The sequence below is a fragment of the Sphingomonas sp. NFX23 genome (assembly GCF_049887795.1).
Classification (GTDB): domain Bacteria; phylum Pseudomonadota; class Alphaproteobacteria; order Sphingomonadales; family Sphingomonadaceae; genus Sphingomonas.
The window spans coordinates 431,331-451,940 of sequence record NZ_JAGEKH010000003.1; the positions used below are offsets into that span (position 1 = coordinate 431,331).

The following is a 20,610-nucleotide window of genomic DNA, read 5'->3' on the forward strand; positions in this document are numbered from 1 at the left end:
GAAGCGAAATGCTCCGGTGGTGGGGAAACGCCCTTACCGCGGGGTAAGTTTCGTCTCCCCCAACCACCGGAGCGTCGGGGGATCAGCCCTTCAGCTTGGCCGCCGTCTCGGCGATCCGCTTGCCCTGGTAGCGCGCGCCATCAAGCTCGTCCTTGCTCGGCATGCGGCTGCCGTCGCCATCCGAGATCGTCGTCGCGCCGTAGGGCGAGCCGCCCTTGACCGCGTCGACACCCATCTGCGCCTGGAAGCCATAGTCGAGCCCGACGATCGTCATGCCGTGATGGATCAGGTTGGTGATGATCGAGAACAACGTCGTTTCCTGACCGCCATGCTGGCTGGCCGTCGAGGTGAACGCACCGCCGACCTTGCCGATCAGCGCGCCCGAGAACCACTGGCCGCCGGTCGTGTCCCAGAACTGCGCCATCTGCGCGGGCATCCGGCCGAACCGGGTCGGCGCACCGACGATGATCGCATCATACCGCTCGAGCGCGGCGGGGCCTTCGATCTCGGCGTGCGCGGTGTCGGTCTTGAAGTGCGCGGCCTCGATCACCGCCTGCGGTGCGGTTTCGGCGACGCGGCGGATGTCCACCTCGGCCCCACCGGCGCGCGCGCCCTCGGCGACGGCATCCGCCATCTGCTCGATATGGCCGTAGGACGAGTAATAGAGCACGAGAACTTTGGTCATGGTAATTTCCTTCTTAGGCTCCCCCTCCCGCAAGCGGGAGGGGGCTGGGGGGTGGGCACCCGGTTTCATCAAACGAGCCGGATCGAAGTGCGTATCTTCAATAACGATCACGGCGGAGGTGAGCGCGACCCCACCCCCTGCCCCCTCCCGCTTGCGGGAGAGGAAAGAAGCTTACTCCGAGTCTACCAGAACGATCTCGGCGTCCTCTTGAGCCGTGATCGTCACCGTCTGGCCGCCCAGCAACGCCGCTCCGTCGCGCGCTCCAAAGGCTTCGTCGCCGATCGTGATCGCACCAGTCGCTGGCACCAGATACACATGGCGCCCCTCGCCGACCGCATAATCGACGCTATCGCCAGCCTTCAAAGTCGCCGCCAGCACGCGGGCATTCGCACGGATCGGCAGCGCATCGCCGTCACCCTCGAACCCGCTGGCCAGCGTCACGAACTGGCCCGAACGCTCGCCCTTCGGAAACGGCTTGGCACCCCAACTCGGCGCGCCGCCCTTACGCGAAGGCTCGATCCAGATCTGGAAGATCGTCGTCGTCTCCGGCTCAAGGTTATACTCGGCATGCCGCACGCCGGTCCCCGCGCTCATCACCTGCACGTCGCCAGCCTCGGTGCGGCCTTTATTACCGAGCGAGTCCTGATGCGTGATCGCACCGCTGCGGACATAGGTGATGATCTCCATGTCCTGATGCGGATGCGGCGGGAAGCCCGAGTTCGCAGCGATCTGGTCGTCGTTCCACACGCGGATCGCACCCCAGCCCATCCGGGCCGGATCATAATAGCTCGCGAACGAGAAATGATGGCGTGCGTTCAGCCAGCCATGATCGGCGTGGCCGAGGCTGTCGAAGGGGCGGCGTTCAACTTTGGAAAGGGTCGTGGTCGTCATGATAGGTCTCCACTGGTTGAACCCAAGATAAGCGCTGCGATTACGCCGTAAATAGAAACGCTGGAAACCGATCGTTTCGGTGGCTAACATCCCCTACTTACCCCCCTCCCTGAAAGGGAGGGGTTGGGGGTGGGTCGGCCGCTTGGCGAATGCGACGTTCCCTCGATAGCGACCCACCCCCAGCCCCTCCCTTCCAGGGAGGGGGGAAGATCTGGAGACCCACATGCGCCTGCCCGATCTCGAAGCCTGGGCGATCTTCGCCAGCGTCGTCGAGCACCGCTCGTTCAGCGCCGCCGCCGACGCGGTCGGGCTCAGCAAGGCGACCGTGTCGAAGGCAATCACCCGGCTCGAAGCGCATCTCGGCCAGTCGCTCTTCCATCGCACCTCGCGCCGCCTCGCGCTCACCGAAGCCGGCAAGCCGCTCGCCGAGCACGCCGCGCGGATCCTCGCCGAAGCCCGCGCCGCCGAGGAATCCGCACACGACGCCGCCAGCGCGCATACCGGCCGCGTCCGCCTTGCCGCCCCGATGAGCTTCGGCGTCACCAACGTCGCGCCGATCCTCGCCGAGTTCCTCGTCGTGCACCCGGGTATCGAGGTCGATTTCCACCTCTCCGACGCGCGCGTCGACATCGTCGCCGAAGGGTTCGACGTCGCGCTGCGGATCGCCGAGCTTCCCGACAGCTCGCTCCGTGCGCGCCGCCTGTGCAGCATCCAGGCGCACACCGTCGCCGCCCCCAGCTACCTCGCGAAGCATGGCACCCCGACGCACCCGGCACAACTCGGCGAGCACCAATTGGTCGGCTATTCGAACGTCGTCGGCCCGTGGCGCTTCCACGGCCCCGGCGGCGCGGACGTCTCGGTCCGCCTGCAGGGCCAGCTCACCGCCAACAGCGGCGAGGCGATCGTCCCCGCGCTGATCGCCGGCCTCGGAATCGCGCGCCTCCCCGACTTCATCGTCGACCGGCATATCGCGTCCGGCGCACTCGTCACGATCCTCGAAGACTGGGCGCCCGCGAAGATCGGTCTCCACCTCCTGACCCCGCCAAGTCCCCTCCGCCCGGCCCGTGTCGAAGCACTCATAGACTTCCTCGCCGCACGCCTCCGGGATCCGAACGCAGGGCAAGCGTAAAGCGGCGACCTTGCGCAAAACCGGGCCGGATGCCATGTAAGAGGCTGGATAAACGCTCGAGTTTGCACCCCAGCGCGATCCCAACGACACCCGATACCGGGATGAGGACTTTGAGCAGCGGCCGCGCTCAGTCGGTAGTATTTGTATCGATTTACGTAATTTCCGCGTGGCTGACCCGATAATCCGGTCATGGATTCTCGTCGTCTTCGGCCTGTGTCGGGACAGCGGACCATGCCGAAACGAAAAGGCATGACCATGCGGCCAGACGCTAACGACACGATGTCCCCAGAAACCAAGACCGGCGTGACCCGCCGCAACCTGCTCGGCTCGGCGATCGTCGCCGGCGGTGCAGCCGCGTTGCCGATCGCGCACGCCGACGCCGCGACCACCGAGCGCACCGTCGACGTCCTGCTGATCGGCGGCGGCATCATGAGCGCGACGCTCGCCGTCCTGCTGCGCGAACTCGAGCCGACCTGGACGATCGAGATGGTCGAACGCCTCGACAAGGTCGCCGACGAAAGCTCGAACGGCTGGAACAACGCCGGCACCGGCCACTCCGCGCTGTGCGAACTGAACTACACGCCGGTCAACAAGGCCGACGGCAAGGTCGAGATCGCCAAGGCGGTCGAGATCAACGAGCAGTTCCAGGTCACGCGCCAGTTCCTCAGCCACCAGGTCGATACCGGCATCCTCGCCAACCCGCGCTCGTTCATCAATTCGACGCCGCACATGAATCTCGTGTGGGGCGATGCCAACGTCGCCTTCCTGCAAAAGCGCCACGCCGCGCTCCAGGCGAGCCCGCTGTTCTCGGGGATGGAATTCACCACCGACCCGAAGCAGATTTCGCAGTGGGTGCCGGTGATGATGGAGGGCCGCGCGCCCGGCACGAAGCTCGCCGCGACGCGCTCGCCGCTCGGCACCGATTGCGACTGGGGCGAAGTCACGCGCCAGTACATCGGCTCGCTCGCCAAGCAGGACAATTTCACGCTGACCACGGGGCATGAGGTCCGCTCGCTCGAACGCGAGACGATCGGCGGCAAGAAGGCGCGCTGGCGCGTCACCGCGCGCGACATGAAGACCGACGAGAAGCAGGTGATCAAGGCACGCTTCGTGTTCGCAGGCGCAGGCGGCGGCGCGCTGCCGATCCTTCAGAAGTCGGGCATCCCCGAGGCCGACGACTATGCCGGATTCCCGGTCGGCGGCTCGTTCCTCGTCGCGGACAAGCCCGCAATCACGCACCGCCATCTCGCCAAGGTCTACGGCAAGGCGGCGGTCGGTTCGCCGCCGATGTCCGTGCCGCATCTCGACACGCGCTTCCTCGACGGCAAGCAGGCGCTGTTGTTCGGCCCGTTCGCGACCTTCTCGACCAAGTTCCTCAAGGAAGGCTCGTATTTCGATCTTCCGGCGTCGGTCACGCTCGACAATTTCCGGCCGATGCTCGCGGTCGGCTGGGACGATTTCGACCTCGTCGAATATCTCGCGGGCCAGCTCATCATGTCGGACAGCGACCGGATGGACGCACTGCGCGAGTATTTCCCGGGCGCGAAGGACGCCGACTGGCGCCTGTGGCAGGCAGGCCAGCGCGTCCAGATCATCAAGCGCGATCCGGAAAAGGGCGGCGTGCTGCGCCTCGGCACCGAGATCGTCGCGTCGAAGGACGGCTCGATCGCCGCGCTGCTGGGCGCCTCGCCTGGTGCCTCGACCGCGCCGTCGATCATGCTCAACCTGTTGAAGAAGGTGTTCCCGAACCACCTCGCCACCGCCGGGTGGCAGGCGAAGATCCGCGAGATCGTGCCGACCTACGGCGTGATGCTCAACGAGACCCCGGACGTCCTTGCCGAACATTGGGCCTCGACCGCGGACACGCTGCAACTCGCGATCCCCTCGCCCACGGTCGGCGTCGCAGCCAGCCCACGCCCCGCGGCGATGCGCGTAAAGCCAGACCGTAGCCCCGACCTCGCACTTTAAGTTCGAACGACGGCTATACTGCAATCCTCCCCCGCCAGGGGGAGGTGTCGCCGAAGGTGACGGAGGGGGAGGACACGGAACGGCGGTCGTCGCTTACCGCCCCCTCCGTCTGGCAAGCGCCAGCCACCTCCCCCTGGCGGGGGAGGATCAGCGAGCGCCGTTTCCGGAACGTACCTTAAGTCCTTGGAACGGCTGTCCTACGCTGCGACGATCTGCCACGGTCGCAAGATGATCGCCCCGCCCTCCTCGCAAAACCGCCATCAAGCCAGCCTCGGATCCGCTCCAAAAGCCGGAAGTGCACACTCCGCACAAACCGCGCCAGCGTGTGCACTTTGTGAACTTCCGGCTTTTCGGCGGGCCGCGGCATGAACCGCCTGGCCCCCGATGCAGACGATTCGCGCTTCATCCGCCGCGTCATCCTGACCATCGTGATCGTCGCGGTCGTCGCCGCGCTCTACAAGGCCGGCGACCTGCTCATCCTCGCCTTCGGGTCGATGCTCGGCGCGATCGTCATCCACGCGATCGCCGATCTCTACCGCGACCATCTCCGCGTTCCACGCAAGCCGGCGCTAGGCCTCGGCATCGCCACCGTACTCGGCGTCATCGCGTTCCTGGTCTGGTTGTTCGGCGTGCAGTTCCGCAGCCAGGTCAATGTGCTGATCGCCCAGACACCGGCGCTGCTCGACCAACTCGCCGCGTATCTCTCGCAAAGCGCGGTCGGCGCGAAGCTCGTCGACGCCGTGCAACAGGCCAATGCCGGGTCGAAGGTCGCGCAGGACGTCGGCGGCCTCGTGACGGGCGCGGGCGAACTCGTCCTCAACTGCCTGTTGCTGCTGGTCGGCGCGCTGTTCTTCGCCGCCGATCCCAAGGTGTACGAACGCGGCTTCCTGCTGCTGATCCCGCGATCGAAGCGCGCCGCGGTCGAGGATGCGCTGTTCGACGTCGGCTCGACGCTGCGGCTGTGGCTCGGCTCGTCGCTGATCCTGATGACGACGATGGGCATCCTGGTCGGCATCGGTCTCTGGTTTTCGGACGTCCCCAGCGCTGCCGCGCTCGGCCTGCTCGCCGGATTGTCCGAGTTCATTCCGTATATCGGCCCCACCGCGGCGATGATCCCCGCTTTAGGACTCGCCGCGACGCAAGGGACCTCGTCGATCGTCGGCACGCTCGTCACCTATGCGGTCGTTCGGCTCGTCCAGACCAATTTCATCACGCCGTACGTGCAGAACCGCGTGATCTCTATCCCGCCCGCGATCACGGTTTTCGCGATCATCGGTATCGGTACGATCTTCGGCCTGTTCGGATTGTTCTTCTCGGCCGCATTGCTGGTGGTCATCTTCACGCTCGTCCGCAGCCTGTATCTGCGCGAGGTTCTCGGCGAGGATATCCCGAAGACGGTTCACCGGACGTTGCTCGGCCCCGACCTGACGCCGAGCCCTCCGAGTGAAGATTTGTAAAGAATTCAACTGCTCGGCAGTGATCCGATCGATTCGCCGCGTCAACCTTAGTTCGAAATTAACCTTTTGCCTTCAGATGTTGTGTGGTTAATGAATAGAAGTCGAGCGGCTGGCATGGGGTGTCGGACGGTCTTGCGAAGAGGGGACGACGCATGCGAGTGCTGCTGATCGAGGACGAGCCGACGACGGCCAAGGCTATCGAGCTGATGCTGACGACCGAAGGGTTCAACGTCTACATCACCGATCTCGGGGAAGAAGGCCTCGATCTGGGCAAGCTGTATGATTACGACATCATCCTGCTCGACCTGAACCTGCCCGACATGCACGGATACGACGTGCTCAAGCGCCTGCGTGTCGCCCGTGTCGCGACGCCGGTGCTGATCCTGTCGGGCGTCAACGAGATGGACTCGAAGGTCCGCAGCTTCGGCTTCGGCGCCGACGACTATGTCACCAAGCCGTTCCACCGGGAGGAACTGATCGCGCGCATCCACGCCGTCGTCCGTCGTTCGAAGGGGCACAGCCAGTCGGTCATCCGCACCGGCAAGCTGGCGGTCAATCTCGATGCGAAGACGGTCGAGGTCAATGGCAGCCGCGTTCACCTGACCGGCAAGGAATATGCGATGCTGGAGCTGCTCTCGCTCCGCAAGGGCACGACCTTGACCAAGGAAATGTTCCTCAACCATCTCTACGGCGGAATGGACGAGCCCGAGCTGAAGATCATCGACGTCTTCATCTGCAAGCTGCGGAAAAAGCTCAGCCTCGCCTGCGACGGCGAAAATTACATCGAGACCGTCTGGGGTCGCGGCTACGTGCTGCGCGAACCCGACGAAGTGCTCGAATCCCAGGTAGCGTAACTCCCCAGTTTTCGGGAGCACGAAGGCCGCGGCATCGGGGGGTGCCGCGGCCTTTCCTATTTTTCGGGATAGCCGCCGAATTTCGTCATCCTGACGAAAGTCAGGATCCAGGGTACAGAAGGCCGTCCTCGATTGCTCTGGATCCTGACTTTCGTCAGGATGACGGATTATTTTTCGAACGCAGCGCCCCGCTAGGCGTTACGCCGCCACCGCCGAAATAGCCCCCGCTGGCTGAGCGACTCGAACATCTCCTGAGGGCCCTCCGGATCCAGCACCTCGTTATCCGCCAACCAAGCCTCGACCGCAGTCAGGTCGGGCACCTCGTAACACCGCAGCGTCTTGCTCACGCCGACCCGCTCCTGCCGCAACCTCTCGATAGTCTCGATCAACGAGCCCGTCTCGGCGATCATCGCACTGACCACCTCAACCGCGACACCGAGATGCTCCGCCATCAACCCGTCCCGGATCGCCGCAATCCCCTCCGCGGTCGCCGCATCGACAGCCCGGATCGCCAGGTCGCACTCCGTATCGAGCCGCAGCGACCGATTATTGACGTTCGAAGACCCCAACCGAAACACGTCGTCATCGGCGATAAGGATCTTTGCGTGGCAATAGATCGGCGCGCCGTCCTTGGTGTACGGATGATACATCCGCAGCCGCCGGTGCGTGTCGCGCCGGTGCAGCGCCTCCATCAACCGCGCCCGCGCCGTATCCATCGCCAGCGGCTCCAGCCACCCCTGCGCCACAGTCGGGTTGATGATGACGATCTCCGGCCCGTCCGCCTCGTCGAGCCGCCGTGCCACCGCCTCCGCCACTTTCCGCGACGCGAAATACTGGCTCTCGATATACAGATGCTTCTTCGCGCGGGCGATCTGCCCCAGGAACAGCGCCTCGCTCTCGGACACCGGCGCCTGGTCCGACATCTCCGGCTCGGTCCGCGCGATGCCGACGTCGACGTTGCGGAAATCGACCGCCAGCCCCTCGGGCCAGAACGTCCCGCCCGGCACGCCCGCCGCCATCGGCTTGCCCCCCGCCAGTCGCCAGCGCCGGCGGAACAGTTCGCCCAGCGCGTGCGCGACGGGTCCTTGCACCGCGCTGATCGCGTCGTGCCATGGCTTGTACGGCTTGCCCGATGGCTGGACGCGGTGCGGATCGCCGTCGTGGTGATCGCGCGTGTCCCAGCGGTCGCCGGTCATGTCGATCCCGCCGCAGAACGCCAGCGCGTCGTCGATGATGACGATCTTCTGGTGATGCGACGCCGCGGTCGGGTGATGCCCGTCGAGCTTGGTATGGATCCGCTTGTGTCGCATCCACTTGATCATCGTGAACAGCGTCGATCCGCGGAACAGCGACTTGATCGCCCCGGTATCCCAGCGCAACACGAAGATCTCGAGTTCGGGTTCGCGCTCGACCAGCCAGTGCATGAACGCGCCCAGCGTCTTGGGTTCGCCCGGCCGATCGACGCCCGGCTCGAGCAAAATACGCGCATCGAAGTCCCAGCCGATCAGCAGGATGCGGCGTTTGGCCCCCAGCATCGCGACGCGCGCCGTCCGGAAATAGTCCGCCGCATCGACGATCACCGCCATCCGTTCGGCGCGTTCGATCCGCCAGCACTCCGTCCCAACCTGCATCGGTATCCCTTCGTCCGTTGCCGACTGATATGCGTGGCGTGCGGTTTGGTTGCGTGAATGCCCTGTATCGTCGCGCCCGGCCGCCCTATCTGGGATGACGATGGCCGCTCCTCCTACCCAGCCGCCGGCGCAGCGCAAGGTGATCCATGTCGACATGGACGCCTTCTACGCGTCGGTCGAACAGCGCGACGATCCCTCGCTCAAGGGCCGGCCGGTGGCAGTCGGCGGATCGCGTGCGCGGGGCGTGGTGGCGGCCGCGAGCTACGAGGCGCGCGCGTTCGGCGTTCGCAGCGCGATGCCGTCGGTCACCGCGATCCGAAAATGTCCCGACCTCGTGTTCGTGCCCCCCCGGTTCGACGTGTACCGCGAAGTCTCGGACCGGATCCGCGCGATCTTCGCCGACTATACCGACCTGATTGAGCCGCTGTCGCTCGACGAAGCGTATCTCGACGTGACCGAGGACATCCGCGGGCTCGGCACAGCAGCCGCGATCGCGGAGGAAATCCGTGCGCGGATCAAGGCTGATACCGGCCTCACCGCGTCCGCCGGTGTCAGCTACAACAAGTTCATCGCCAAGCTCGCCTCGGACCAGAACAAACCCGACGGCATCTGCATCATCACGCCGAAGCGCGGCGCGGCGTTCGTCCAGTCACTGCCGGTCAAGCGCTTCCACGGTGTCGGACCAGTGACCGCGCAGAAGATGGAGCGGCTCGGCATCCTCACCGGCGCGGATCTCTACGGCATGACGCTCGCGTTCCTGCAGGCGCATTTCGGCAGCTATGCGGACTATCTCTACGGCGCGGCACGCGGCATCGATCACCGGCCCGTGCGCGTCAACCGGGCCGCCAAGTCGGTCGGTGCGGAACGGACGTTCGAGACGAACCTGACGACGGCGGAGGATCTGCGCGCGGCGCTGCACCGGGTGGCGGATGCGGCATGGGTGCGGATCGAACGGCACGGCACCCGCGGTCGCACGGTCACGCTTAAGCTGCGCCACGCCGACTTCCGCACGATCACGCGCGCACGATCGTCGCAGGCACCGGTCACGGACAAGGCCGCATTCCTCTCGGCAGGCCTCGACCTGCTGATGGCGCAATTGCCCGTGCCGGACGGCGTGCGCCTCCTCGGGCTGACATTGTCCGGTATCATGGGCGAAGACGACGAAGTGCAGCCAAGCCTGTTGTAGGTCAAACCAGTTCGACGACCCCTGCATCGGGCGCCAGCAGCGTCAGGATCGCAACCGCGCCCTGCCCCGGCCCCTCGCTCTCCAGACGCAGCGAACCCTGCATCGCGTTCACCGAATTGGCGCACCAGTGCAGCCCCAGACCGCCAGACTTATGCGCACGCGTGGAGAAGCCGCGGTGGAACAGCGTCGCCGCGACCTCGGGCGTGATCCCCTCGCCATCGTCGCGAATCTCGATCGTCACGTTGCCATCGCCCGGTTCGATGGCGGTAACAATCGATCCGCTACCGGTCCCGCGCGCAACGATCGATTCGGCCGCATTGGCAAACAGGTTGCCGATTACCTGGCTAAGAATCAGCCGGTTCGCCATGACCAGATTAGGTCCCGCGGGAAATCCGAACGCGATCGAAGCGCCGTCCAGATAGCGGACGATCGTCGCATTGCGCGCGATGATCGTGGTGACGTCGCATATCTCCAGCGCCGGACGTTCGTGCGCGCCTTGCTGCTGTTGGCCGATGATCTCCAGCACATGCCCCATCGCCTCCCGGCCGATGCTGAGTTCGTGACGCGTGGATTCGCGATTGGCGGCTTCCGCGTCGATCGCCGCGGTGACGAACGCGGCCAGCTTCTCGCGGCGTTCGTCCGAAACGTCGCCACGAGCAAGTTCCTCGATCGCCCGGTCGAGCATGGCGCGGTCGATCGGCGGCACCTGCGCGATCTCGCGGCTGAGGATCGTGCTGATCGGGTTCAGCGCGTTGCGGACGTTGTGCATCACCGCCACCGCACTTTCGCTCCGTCCGAGATCGAACGACTGCACGCCGATCTGTTCACGCAGATCCTTCAATTGCTGCAACATTGCGTTGAAGTTGCGCCCGAGCGAACCGATCTCGTCGCGCCGTTCATCCTCCTCGAGCAGGGTTAGGGATCCCGACGCGCGAACTCGGCGCATATGGTTCTCGATGCGCAGCAACGGACGCAGCACGAGTTGCGCTATGAGGCGACGCAGCACGATGAGCACGAACAGCAGAAGCACGATCGATCCCACGATCGCAAACACCAGCACGCGCCTGCCGAGCCGCGTTGCATCACTTGGCACGGCAAACCGAACCGTGGCCACGGCGCGTCCATCGGCGCCGATCAGTGGCACGGCAATTGCCGCTCTCGACCCTCGATAGGTCGCCACCCCCGAACTGCTGGAACCGACGTCTAACGTCGCGTCGACACCCAAAGCTTCGGATATTTGCTTGGCGGTTATCACGCGTGCGACCGCGATATAACCTTGCCCGGTATCCGCGCCGCTCGCCCCCCCCATTCGCGCGACACCTACCGCTGCGACACTATTCCCCAGCCGCGCATAGAACCGCGCCGAACGACGCCGACCAAGCACATGCGCGAAGTCCGTACGATCGAGCAAATCAATCCATTGTTGCGACGAGGTCGAACCCGGCGGTCCGTTCCAACTCGCGCGAGCAAGACGCCCGTTTGCTGTGATCTCGGCAACGCCATCGGCAGGAAGTGATCGCGTCGCAGGCATAGCGCGACTACCAGGCGCAAGCCTTGCCTCGGATAGCTTCGTTGCATCGCGGCGGTCTCGTGCTTCCGCCTGGACCCCGGCAGCGTATTTGGACAGCATCGCGCGCGTTCGTTCGACCTGCCCGGCGATCGCCGCGTCTTCGAGCTTGGTAAAGCTCGGCGTGATGATCAACGCCAGCAACACCGTGATCGCGACCGTCCCGCACAGCGCCACGCCCGTCATGATCAGCACGAGTTTCGCACCAAGCGACGCAGGCCGCCGCATCTTGCCGAATTGCCGCCCCAGCGTCGCCGGAACGCGACCCATCCCGACAGTCGGCACTAGTTCAGCATTCCGTTGCCCAATTGCCGCGGTGCCGTCGGTCCGTCACCCGCCACATCGTCTTCGCCGCCGAGATAGCGCGCGTTTGCCATTTCGAGTGCGACATCCGCCGCAACCGGTCGCGAGTAGAAATATCCCTGGAAATGGCTCGCTCCAGCCAGCTTGAGCGCCTGGACCTGCGCGTCGGTCTCGACCCCCTCGGCAATCACGCCCAGCCCCAGCGCGCGACCGAGATGGATGATCGAATGCACGATCGCCGCGCTTTCGCGCTCCCGGCCCATGCCATCGATGAACGAGCGGTCGATCTTCAGGCAATCGAGCGCGAACTTGCGGATGTTGTACAGGCTCGAATATCCCGTCCCAAAATCGTCGAGTGCGATCCGGAACCCCATCTGGCGCAGCTTGTAGAGCGTTTCCGCCGCCCGTTCGGCATCGTCGAAGATCGCGGTCTCGGTGATCTCGATCTGCAACCGCGCAGGCTCGATCCCGGCGCGCTCGACGCTTTCCATGATATGCCCGACGAAATTGTGACGGCGAAACTGGCGCGGCGAGAAATTGACCGAGACATACTGACCGGGCCATTGCTTCAGGACGTGTAACGCCTCGCCCAGCACCCAGTCGCCCAGTTCGTGAATCAGGTTCGATTCCTCGGCGATCGGAATGAACGTGCTCGGGCTCATCGCGCCATATTCGTCGGTGTTCCAGCGGATGAGCGCCTCGAAACCGATGACCTCGACCGCGTCGCGCGACACGATCGGTTGATAGACCAGGCTCAGCTCGCCCTTAGCAATCGCCTGGCTCAGCCCACCCTCGACCCGTCGGCGAAAGCGAATGCCTTCGTCCATGCTCTCGTCGAACAGGCGAACGATGCCGCGACCGCCGCGCTTGGCGTCGTTGAGCGCCAAGTCGGACCGTCGCATGACGTCGACTGGATCGCGGCCCTGCCCGCCCTCGCTGACGACCACGCCCGCCGACGCGCCGCCCTGCACCGAATTGCCGAACACCTGCAGGCTGACCGAGCACGCCGCGACGACTCGCTCGCACGCCATGACGCCCGCCGCCTCGCCGGACGTCTCGAACAGGATGCCGAACTCATCCCCGCCGAGCCGGGCCACCAATGCTCCCTCCGGCGCCGATCGCTGCAGGATCGCACAGATTTCGCGGATCAGCGCGTCGCCCGCCAGATGGCCAAGCGTGTCGTTGACCAGCTTGAACCGATCCAGATCGACCATCACCGTCGCGAACAGTCCCGCCGCGCGCGTTCGTTCGGCCAACGCGCGCAGGAACGCGAGCCGGTTCGGCGCATCGGTCAGCGAGTCATGCGTCGCCATATGCACCGCGCGACTCTCGTTCGCGGCTAATTCGGCGCTTTGCTCTTCGAGTTGAACAACCTGCGCGGCCAGCGTGACGCGGGCCGCCTTCAACTCGCGATCGATTTCCCACCGCTTCGCAAGCGCCGTCGCGGTCTGTGTCACCTCGGCGACCTCGAACGGCTTGGCGATGTAGAAGATCTTGTCGGCGGGCCCGGCAACCTTGCTGATTTCGATCGGCGAAAAATCGGAAAATCCGGTGACGATGACGAGGTTGATCTCCGGGTCGAGCGCCCGGATCCGCTGCGCCGTCTCGCGCCCGTCGATACCGGGCGGCATGCGGATATCGATGAACGCGACCGCGAACGGTCCGCCTTCCGCCAACGCCCGCGCGACGTCCGCGACCGCGTCCAGCCCTTGATGCGCATGCGTCAGCGCGAAGCCGGCGATATCCCCGCGGCGCAGATCGCCGGCGTTCCCTCCAAACAGGTCCGCCGCCATCGCGCCGAGCGCTTCGCCGCTCTCCGATCGCTGACCGGCGAAGCTGCGCCGGTAGCTGTCATGCATCGCTGGCTCGTCGTCCACGATCAGAATGCGCATCATTACCGTCCTTCACCGGCCAACGCATCCGTGCCTTGCGGTACGCCAAGTGCCTTCATCGTCACGAAGGATAGTAACCTAAAGCAGTTAAGACGCTGTGAACGATGTTTGTAACTTATGTCCAAGTGCTTGAGCGCCCAGCACGATTGCGCCAAGCGGCCCGGCGTTGTTGCCTAACGCAGGCGGCACGATGAACGTATCGACCAGCGCGACCTCGGGCAGCGTGATGTACCCGCCGAGGCTCCGCGTCATCGCCGCTCGAACCCGCGGGAACAGATGCGATGCCCCCATCACGCCGCCGCCCATCACGATCCGCCGCGGGATACCGGTCAGCACGAGCGTATGGCAAAGCTGGCCGAGCGCATCGGCGACGTTATCCCAGACCGGATGCTCGGCGGGCGCTTCGTCCGCCGGAAAGCCGATCCGTGCCGCGATGGCGGGTCCCGCGACCAGTCCCTCGATGCAAGCGCCGTGGAACGGGCAATTGCCTATCCAGTCGTCACCCTGGAATCGAGCGGGGCGGATATGGCCGAGTTCGGAGTGCGTGAGGCCATCGACCGGACGGTTGCCCGCGATCATGCCGGCGCCGACGCCCGTGCCGACCGTGACATAGGCGATGTCCGGCAGGCCCTTCGCCGCCCCCCAAAATGCTTCGGCCAGCGCCGCGCCGACCACGTCGCTATGGAAGCCCGTGGGCACGCCGTAACGTCGGCTCAGCCGTCCCGCGATGTCGGTCCCGGCCCAGCCCGGCTTCGGCGTCGAGGTGATATGGCCGTAATCCCCCGAATGGCGATCGATCGAGACCGGCCCGAAGCTCGCGATACCGATCGCCACGAACCCGCTCCACCGGTCCAGCACTGCCTCGATCGCGGCCAGCGTCTCTTCGGGGCGCGTGGTCGGAATCCGCACGGTTTCTTCGATCTGGTCGGGGCCGCGCGCAAGAATGCAGATGCATTTGGTGCCGCCAAGTTCGATACCTGCGACCAGCGGTGCTTCCGTCATCCTCAACTCCCAACACGTTTACCGCGCCCGCTTCCTTCGCCGACGCCATCCAGTCAAGAGCAGGTGCGTCGTCGCGATCACACTGAACGAGGATTTGATCTGCTATCGATACGTTCGCTCGTGCGTTATGTCGGTCGAGTTCACCCGAACAGACAGGAATTCCGAATGGCGAAGAAACCCGCGAAGCTGATCAAGGCGGACACCGATGTTTCGGTCGAGGCACAGCCACAGTACAAGGTCGAATATCGCGAGATCCAGCCTTATGGGACGCTGAAGAAGCTCCCGATCGCACTTGAAGACAATGCCCGCGCCCAGAGCGTTGCAACGCTGAACCAGGTGCTCGCGGACACGATGACGATCCGCGACATGTACAAGAAGCATCACTGGCAGATGTCGGGCGCGACTTTTTACCAACTGCATCTGCTGCTCGACAAGCATTATGAAGAGCAGGCAGCACTCGTCGATCTCATCGCCGAACGCATCATGGCGCTTGGCGGTATCTCGATCGCGATGTCGCACGATGTCGCGGAGATGACGACCATCCCCCGCCCGCCAAAGGGTCGCGAAGACGTCCCGACGCAGCTCGCGCGCCTGCTCGAAGCGCATGAGATCATCCTGCGTCAGGCTCATGAAGGCGCCGAAGCTGCCGACGAATCGGGCGACGACGGCACCAACGATCTACTGGTGAGCAACATCATCCGCACGCACGAACCGCAGGTATGGTTCCTGGCGGAACACCTCGCCGCGACCGAACTGGTCCGCAGCGACAAGTAAGATTACGGCCCCCTCTTCATGCGAAGAGGGGGCCGTACTTTCGTTCTGGCATGCCGTAGGCGACAGCCGCGCGGCGTATTTAGCGCGTGGCGTTATACTTCAACTGATCGTCGGTGAGTTGGAACCCGACCAGCGCCTCGAAGCTCGCACGCAGCACGGCCTGGCGAACTTCCGGCGTGCTCAGCGGATCGACCGCAGCGTCCTGATCGCCTGCCTTGCGCTTGCGGGTCAGCTTTTCCCGAACGTCTTCCGGCAAGGTGGCCGCAGCGCGCGATACCGTTGCCGTCGTCGTGGCCGACGCCGATGCCAGCGCTTGTCCGGCGGCGAAGTGCAACGTCACACGGCCGATGCGCTTCGCGACGACCGCGCTGCCGCCGCGCACGACCGTGATGAAATACGGCAACGTCACGTCGCGCGCCGCCTCGGTACGCGTACGGCGAGCGCGGATGTCGAACGTCACGTTGGTCACGACCTGATCCGTCGCATCCGCGCAGGTCGATCGGACGTTGGTCATGAAGCCGGCGACGTCGATCGCCGACTGGTCGCGGCTGGTGACCGGATCGAACAGCGTGATGTCGCCGGTCGCTGCCGGGATCGCCACGGGCGGGCAGACCGAGCGGACTGCGGAAATGCCGCCAGTCGCATCGACTTCGCCCTTGCCGGCGCACCCGCTCAACAAGATCGCACACGCAGAAACGGCTAGGATGGGGGCTTTCACGGCGACGCTTACCTTCTCGAACGAGCGAAAGGGCCACCGCATGTCGCAAGCGGCCCCTGTCGCGGCGCACCATAGGAACCGGCTATCGTCCAGGCAAGCAATCGCGTAGAGGCGTGGCATCATGAGCCCAATCGACAAGCCGCCGCTCGAACTGTTGATCGCAGCACCCCGAGGCTTTTGCGCAGGCGTCGACCGCGCGATCCGGATCGTCGAACTGGCGATCGAGAAACACGGGGCGCCGGTCTATGTCCGCCACGAGATCGTTCACAACAAGTTCGTCGTCGACACGCTGAAGGCGCAGGGCGCGATCTTCGTCGAGGAACTGAACGAGGTGCCTGATGGCGCACCCGTCGTGTTCTCGGCGCATGGCGTACCGAAGTCGGTGCCGCTCGACGCGCAGAATCGCGGGCTCGAATATCTCGACGCGACCTGTCCATTGGTGTCGAAGGTGCACCGCCAGGCCGAGCGGCTGGTCGCGCAGGGGCGGCATATCGTGTTCATCGGCCATGCCGGGCATCCCGAGGTGATCGGCACGTTCGGACAGGTTCCGGCGGGCGCGATGTCGCTGATCGAGACGGTCGAGGACGCCGAGGTGTTCATGCCGATCGATCACACCAACCTCGCCTTCCTGACGCAGACGACTCTGTCGGTGGACGATACCGCCGCCGTGGTGGCGACGTTGCAGCGCCGCTTCCCGCAGATGCTGCCGCCACGGGGCGAGGACATCTGCTACGCGACGTCGAACCGCCAGACCGCGGTCAAGGCGATCGCGCACAGCGTCGATGCTGTGCTGGTGATCGGTGCGCCGAACTCGTCCAACTCGGTGCGGCTGGTCGAGGTTGCCGAGCGCGAGGGGACGCCAGCGATGCTGATCCAGCGCGCGAGCGAGCTCGACTGGGACTTCCTGGCCGGCGTCGGCACGCTGGGGATCACGGCTGGCGCATCGGCGCCCGAATTGCTGGTCCGCGAACTGGTCGACCGGCTGTCGGAGCGCTTCACGGTGTCGGAGCGCGAGGTCGAGACGAACCGCGAGACGATCGCGTTCAAGCTGCCACGCGGACTGGAGGCGGCCGCCTAGCATGGCGGTCTATACGCAGGTGTCGGCGGAGGCGCTGGGCGCGTTCCTCGCGCGCTACGATCGGGGCGAACTCCTATCCGCCAAGGGCATTGCGGAGGGCGTGCAGAACAGCAACTACCTCGTCGAGACGACCGCAGACCGCTTCATCCTGACGCTGTACGAGGAACGGACGTCGACCGACGACCTGCCGTTCTTCCTCGACATGCTCGATCATCTCGCGGCCGACGGCAATCCCGTACCGCGCGCATTGCCCGATCGTGACGGCGTGGCAATCCAGCAGCTCGCCGGACGATCGGCATGCCTGATCGAGTTCCTGACCGGGGTTTCGGTATCGCATCCAACCGCGGCGCAGGCGTTTGCGGCGGCTGCGGCGATGGGGCAGATGCACAACAGCCTCGCCGGGTTCGACCAGGTCCGCCCCAACCCGCTCGGCGCGGACACGTGGCGGCCGTTCCTGGAGCGCTGCGGCCGCGACATCGACACGATCGAACCGGAGCTGTTCGACCGGACCGAGGCAGCGTTGACGGCGGTCCTGGCGGAATGGCCGCGCGACCTGCCGATGGCGGCGATCCATTCGGACCTGTTTCCCGACAACGTGCTGATGCTCGGCGACCGCGTGACCGGGGTGATCGACTTCTATTTCGCCTGCACCGACGTCCGCGCCTATGATCTGGCGGTGATGCACACGTCGTGGGCGTTCGACGGCAATGGCGAGAATTACGACCCGGCGATCGGCAAGGCGCTGATCGACGGCTATGCCAGCCGCTTTCCGTTGTCCGACGCCGAGCGCGCCGCGCTGCCGATCCTGGCGCGGGGGGCATGCCTGCGGTTCCTGCTGACGCGCGCGTGGGACTGGCTCAACACGCCGGCCGATGCGCTGGTGACGCGCAAGGATCCACTCGCCTATTGGCGGCGGCTCGAGACGTATCTCAAGGACGACCTGTTTGCATGACTGACGAAGCTCCCGTTTCCATCACCAAGGTCGAGATCTTCACCGATGGCGCGTGCAAGGGCAATCCGGGCCCCGGCGGCTGGGGCGCGGTGATCCGCATGGGCGCGCACGAGAAGGAATTGTCGGGCGGCGAGACGCCGACGACCAACAACCGGATGGAGATGACCGCAGCGATCGAGGCGCTCAATGCGCTGACCCGGCCGTGCGCGGTAACGCTGTATACCGACAGCAAATACGTGATGGATGGCCTCACCAAGTGGGTGAAGGGCTGGCAGCGCAACGGCTGGAAGACCGCCGACAAGAAGCCCGTCAAGAACGCGGAACTGTGGCACGCGCTGCTGGCGGCGGTGGCGCGGCACAAGATCGAATGGCAGTGGGTCAAGGGCCATGCCGGCCACCCGGAGAACGAGCGCGCGGACAAGCTGGCGAGCGATGCCGCGGTGGCGGCCGGGCGCAAGTAAACCTAGAACCGAGCGGGCGAATAGCGTGCGGCGTCGATCGCCGCGACTGCGGGATCGGGACTGACGCCGAGCAGCAGGCTGGCGGCGAGCAGCGCCGCCGCAGGGGCGGTCTGGATGCCGAAGCCGCCCTGCCCCGCGCACCAGAAAAAGCCGGGCACGTCGCGGTCGAAACCATAGATCGGCAGGCGATCGGGCGCGAACGTGCGCAGGCCCGCCCAGCGTCGCTCGACCGCCGCGACTCGCCAGTCGACGACCTGCTCGAACCGATCGATCGCGATCGCGACGTCGATCTCCTCAGGCGCGGCGTCGCACGGGGCCGTCGGCGTCTCGTCGTGCGGGCTGAGCCACAACCGACCGCCGAGCTCGGGCTTGAAATAGAAGCGACCGGCAATGTCGGCGATATGCGGCAGCCCTTCGGGTGCGCCGGGGTCGGTACGCAGTTGCACCATCGTCCGGCGATAGGCCTGCAAGCCTAGCGGGCGGACGCCGGCCCGCGCTGCGATCGTATCCGCCCAGGCCCCGGCCGCGTTGACGATCGTCCTTGCCTGGAACGCACCTGCCTTCGTCTCGATCGTCCAGATCCCGTCGGCGCGCGTCGCTCCGGCAAACGCGGCATCGGTGACGAAGACCGCACCCGCCCGGCGCGCGGTGGCGATGCTTTCGGCGTGGAGCGCGGCGACGTCGATATAGGCACAGGTCGCTTCCTGCACGCCCAGCATCCATTCCGGGCGAAGGCCGGGCACGAAAGCGGAAGGATCGACTCGGTCCAGCCGCACGTCGCTATCCGCGAAGTCGGCAAGGAACGCGTCCATCGCCGCTTCGTCCTCGGCGCGGCCGACGTGCAGCGAACCGAGCGGCGCCAGATGGCCCCCTGCCCGCAACAGCGGACCGGACGCCGTCGTCAGCGGCTGAATATCCGGCCCGCCGTACGTTTCCGACCAGAAGGCGGCCGAGCGCCCCGTCGCGTGATAACCGGGCGCGTCCTCCGCCTCCAGGACGAGCACACGCGCCTGCAACCCGATAGCCGCGGCCAGGCTAGCGCCCGCCATGCCCGAGCCGACGATCGCGATATCGTAGGTTTTCGTCACCGTCGGACCGCGCACGCATCCAGAAACGAATCGATCGCCGACAACGCCCGATCTCGCACGCCATCAGCCTCACGCAGGATCTCATGCGCGGACTCCGACCCGAAGCGAACGACCTGCGCATTGCGCAACCGCCCGGCAAGGCGGAGCGCCGCACGCGGATCGACCAGCTTGTCGGCCTCCGCAATCAGCATCAGCACGGGCGTATCGATCGACTCGACCCGCGGATCGCTCGCCAGCGCCGCAGCGCCCGCGAACCCCTGTGCGAGCCACGCCCAGCTCGGTGGCCCCAGCACGAGTTCGGGATGCGCCGCCTGCCACCATCCCTCGTCGCTGTAGCGATCGGCGTCGTGCGTCAGCAGCGACCGGCGCGAGGCGACCGATCCCGGCCGCTCGTTACTGCGCCATGCCGCGCGCGCAGGGTCGCCGCGGCCGGCGATCCACCGCGCGATCCGTGCGCTGAAGGCCGCGCCGAACGGCCCCTTCAACCCGATCATCGGCGCGACCAGGATCGCCGCATCGGGCTGGGTCGACCGATCGGCAAGCGCGCGCATCACCATCATCCCGCCCATCGAATGGCCGAGTATAACGCGTGGCAGGCCGTGGCCCGCGTCCTCCGCGCTCCAATCCGACCAGAACGCCGCAAGGTCGGCATCGAACACCCGGTAGTCGTTCGCATGCCCGACATGCGGATCGCTCGACAAACGCCCCGACCCGCCCTGCCCGCGCCAGTCGAACGCCGTCACCGACCAACCCGATGCGTGCAGATGCGCGAACGTCTCGAGATACTTCTCGAAGATATCGCCGCGCCCCGTCTGGAACAGCATCCGCCCGCGCGGTGACTGTGCCGGCCAGTCGAATCGGCGCAGCTTCCAGCCGTCGGGCGCGGTCCAATAGCCGATGCGCGCCTTGTCCGGAATCGTCCGACGCACGGCTGCCGGATCGATCGTCATGCGCAAACCCGTGGCATCATTCGA

At 65.6% G+C, this 20,610-nt stretch carries 18 protein-coding genes; 9 read left to right on the plus strand and 9 right to left on the minus strand.

Features of this window, described 5'->3' with window-relative positions:
• Positions 1 to 82 precede the first annotated feature (82 nt).
• Positions 83 to 685 carry an NAD(P)H:quinone oxidoreductase gene (gene wrbA / locus J4O76_RS09590; protein ID WP_426281522.1) on the minus strand — a complete coding sequence of 201 codons (603 nt, stop codon included), beginning with the start codon at positions 683 to 685 and terminating at the stop codon, positions 83 to 85.
• Positions 686 to 856: 171 nt separating this feature from the next.
• Positions 857 to 1,576 (minus strand): pirin family protein, encoded by a 720-nt coding sequence (locus tag J4O76_RS09595; RefSeq protein WP_426281523.1) that lies wholly within the window; start codon positions 1,574 to 1,576, stop codon positions 857 to 859.
• Between the two features lie 223 nt (positions 1,577 to 1,799).
• Here J4O76_RS09595 and J4O76_RS09600 point away from each other — a divergent pair, with 223 nt between their 5' ends.
• From J4O76_RS09600 to ctrA, 4 genes are all read left to right on the plus strand, one after another.
• Positions 1,800 to 2,705: a LysR family transcriptional regulator gene (locus J4O76_RS09600; protein WP_426281525.1), complete on the plus strand. Its 906-nt coding sequence runs from the start codon at positions 1,800 to 1,802 to the stop codon at positions 2,703 to 2,705.
• Between the two features lie 249 nt (positions 2,706 to 2,954).
• Entirely contained in the window at positions 2,955 to 4,673 is a 1,719-nt protein-coding gene (gene mqo, locus J4O76_RS09605; RefSeq protein ID WP_426281526.1) for a malate dehydrogenase (quinone), read from the plus strand.
• 365 nt (positions 4,674 to 5,038) lie between these two features.
• Positions 5,039 to 6,130: an AI-2E family transporter gene (locus J4O76_RS09610; RefSeq protein WP_426281528.1), complete on the plus strand. Its 1,092-nt coding sequence runs from the start codon at positions 5,039 to 5,041 to the stop codon at positions 6,128 to 6,130.
• A gap of 152 nt (positions 6,131 to 6,282) precedes the next feature.
• Positions 6,283 to 6,984, plus strand: coding sequence for a response regulator transcription factor CtrA (ctrA, locus tag J4O76_RS09615; protein WP_056064964.1), 702 nt, complete (start codon positions 6,283 to 6,285; stop codon positions 6,982 to 6,984).
• Positions 6,985 to 7,175: 191 nt separating this feature from the next.
• Here the strand turns inward: ctrA and J4O76_RS09620 are convergent, their stop codons facing one another.
• The gene (locus J4O76_RS09620; RefSeq protein ID WP_426281530.1) at positions 7,176 to 8,615 is read right to left on the minus strand and encodes a phospholipase D-like domain-containing protein; all 1,440 of its coding nucleotides are present in this window, start codon (positions 8,613 to 8,615) and stop codon (positions 7,176 to 7,178) included.
• A 100-nt stretch (positions 8,616 to 8,715) separates the two neighbouring features.
• Between J4O76_RS09620 and dinB the strand changes: the two genes are divergently transcribed.
• Positions 8,716 to 9,801: a DNA polymerase IV gene (gene dinB / locus J4O76_RS09625; RefSeq protein WP_426281532.1), complete on the plus strand. Its 1,086-nt coding sequence runs from the start codon at positions 8,716 to 8,718 to the stop codon at positions 9,799 to 9,801.
• Position 9,802: 1 nt separating this feature from the next.
• Here dinB and J4O76_RS09630 read toward each other — a convergent pair whose 3' ends face one another.
• From J4O76_RS09630 to J4O76_RS09640, 3 genes are all read right to left on the minus strand, one after another.
• The gene (locus tag J4O76_RS09630; protein WP_426281533.1) at positions 9,803 to 11,653 is read right to left on the minus strand and encodes an ATP-binding protein; all 1,851 of its coding nucleotides are present in this window, start codon (positions 11,651 to 11,653) and stop codon (positions 9,803 to 9,805) included.
• The gene (locus tag J4O76_RS09635) at positions 11,653 to 13,563 is read right to left on the minus strand and encodes a putative bifunctional diguanylate cyclase/phosphodiesterase (RefSeq protein ID WP_426281849.1); all 1,911 of its coding nucleotides are present in this window, start codon (positions 13,561 to 13,563) and stop codon (positions 11,653 to 11,655) included. The genes J4O76_RS09630 and J4O76_RS09635 overlap by 1 nt, the downstream gene beginning before the upstream one ends.
• 87 nt (positions 13,564 to 13,650) lie before the next feature.
• Positions 13,651 to 14,565, minus strand: coding sequence for an ROK family protein (locus J4O76_RS09640; protein WP_056488750.1), 915 nt, complete (start codon positions 14,563 to 14,565; stop codon positions 13,651 to 13,653).
• 165 nt (positions 14,566 to 14,730) lie between these two features.
• Between J4O76_RS09640 and J4O76_RS09645 the strand changes: the two genes are divergently transcribed.
• Positions 14,731 to 15,339, plus strand: coding sequence for a Dps family protein (locus J4O76_RS09645; RefSeq protein WP_056488739.1), 609 nt, complete (start codon positions 14,731 to 14,733; stop codon positions 15,337 to 15,339).
• 79 nt (positions 15,340 to 15,418) lie between these two features.
• Here J4O76_RS09645 and J4O76_RS09650 read toward each other — a convergent pair whose 3' ends face one another.
• The gene (locus J4O76_RS09650; RefSeq protein ID WP_056489420.1) at positions 15,419 to 16,021 is read right to left on the minus strand and encodes a hypothetical protein; all 603 of its coding nucleotides are present in this window, start codon (positions 16,019 to 16,021) and stop codon (positions 15,419 to 15,421) included.
• 157 nt (positions 16,022 to 16,178) lie between these two features.
• On the opposite strand from J4O76_RS09650, the gene ispH reads away from it, so the two are divergent.
• The 3 genes from ispH to rnhA are packed head-to-tail and all read left to right on the plus strand — an operon-like array spanning position 16,179 to position 18,548.
• Positions 16,179 to 17,135 carry a 4-hydroxy-3-methylbut-2-enyl diphosphate reductase gene (ispH, locus tag J4O76_RS09655; RefSeq protein WP_120301031.1) on the plus strand — a complete coding sequence of 319 codons (957 nt, stop codon included), beginning with the start codon at positions 16,179 to 16,181 and terminating at the stop codon, positions 17,133 to 17,135.
• A gap of 1 nt (position 17,136) precedes the next feature.
• Entirely contained in the window at positions 17,137 to 18,087 is a 951-nt protein-coding gene (thrB, locus tag J4O76_RS09660; RefSeq protein ID WP_426281535.1) for a homoserine kinase, read from the plus strand.
• A complete protein-coding gene (gene rnhA / locus J4O76_RS09665) occupies positions 18,084 to 18,548 on the plus strand; it encodes a ribonuclease HI (protein ID WP_056064977.1) in 465 nt (154 codons plus the stop codon). Before thrB ends, rnhA begins: the two co-directional genes overlap by 4 nt.
• Before the next feature lie 2 nt (positions 18,549 to 18,550).
• Here rnhA and J4O76_RS09670 read toward each other — a convergent pair whose 3' ends face one another.
• Both J4O76_RS09670 and J4O76_RS09675 read right to left on the minus strand, forming a co-directional pair.
• On the minus strand, positions 18,551 to 19,636 hold the full coding sequence (locus J4O76_RS09670) for an NAD(P)/FAD-dependent oxidoreductase (RefSeq protein WP_426281536.1): 1,086 nt from the start codon (positions 19,634 to 19,636) through the stop codon (positions 18,551 to 18,553).
• On the minus strand, positions 19,633 to 20,586 hold the full coding sequence (locus J4O76_RS09675) for an alpha/beta fold hydrolase (protein WP_426281537.1): 954 nt from the start codon (positions 20,584 to 20,586) through the stop codon (positions 19,633 to 19,635). The genes J4O76_RS09670 and J4O76_RS09675 overlap by 4 nt, the downstream gene beginning before the upstream one ends.
• Positions 20,587 to 20,610: the final 24 nt, after the last annotated feature.

Bases quoted from the DNA above. Each gene is read 5' to 3' on its own strand.
- J4O76_RS09620 (WP_426281530.1), bottom strand. From the start codon at position 8,615: ATGCAGGTTGGGACGGAGTGCTGGCGGATCGAACGCGCCGAACGGATG.
- wrbA (WP_426281522.1), bottom strand. From the start codon at position 685: ATGACCAAAGTTCTCGTGCTCTATTACTCGTCCTACGGCCATATCGAG.
- J4O76_RS09675 (WP_426281537.1), bottom strand. From the start codon at position 20,586: ATGACGATCGATCCGGCAGCCGTGCGTCGGACGATTCCGGACAAGGCG.
- ispH (WP_120301031.1), top strand. From the start codon at position 16,179: ATGAGCCCAATCGACAAGCCGCCGCTCGAACTGTTGATCGCAGCACCC.
- J4O76_RS09600 (WP_426281525.1), top strand. From the start codon at position 1,800: ATGCGCCTGCCCGATCTCGAAGCCTGGGCGATCTTCGCCAGCGTCGTC.
- ctrA (WP_056064964.1), top strand. From the start codon at position 6,283: ATGCGAGTGCTGCTGATCGAGGACGAGCCGACGACGGCCAAGGCTATC.
- thrB (WP_426281535.1), top strand. From the start codon at position 17,137: ATGGCGGTCTATACGCAGGTGTCGGCGGAGGCGCTGGGCGCGTTCCTC.
- dinB (WP_426281532.1), top strand. From the start codon at position 8,716: ATGGCCGCTCCTCCTACCCAGCCGCCGGCGCAGCGCAAGGTGATCCAT.
- J4O76_RS09635 (WP_426281849.1), bottom strand. From the start codon at position 13,563: ATGCGCATTCTGATCGTGGACGACGAGCCAGCGATGCATGACAGCTAC.
- J4O76_RS09640 (WP_056488750.1), bottom strand. From the start codon at position 14,565: ATGACGGAAGCACCGCTGGTCGCAGGTATCGAACTTGGCGGCACCAAA.
- J4O76_RS09610 (WP_426281528.1), top strand. From the start codon at position 5,039: ATGAACCGCCTGGCCCCCGATGCAGACGATTCGCGCTTCATCCGCCGC.
- J4O76_RS09645 (WP_056488739.1), top strand. From the start codon at position 14,731: ATGGCGAAGAAACCCGCGAAGCTGATCAAGGCGGACACCGATGTTTCG.
- rnhA (WP_056064977.1), top strand. From the start codon at position 18,084: ATGACTGACGAAGCTCCCGTTTCCATCACCAAGGTCGAGATCTTCACC.
- mqo (WP_426281526.1), top strand. From the start codon at position 2,955: ATGACCATGCGGCCAGACGCTAACGACACGATGTCCCCAGAAACCAAG.
- J4O76_RS09595 (WP_426281523.1), bottom strand. From the start codon at position 1,576: ATGACGACCACGACCCTTTCCAAAGTTGAACGCCGCCCCTTCGACAGC.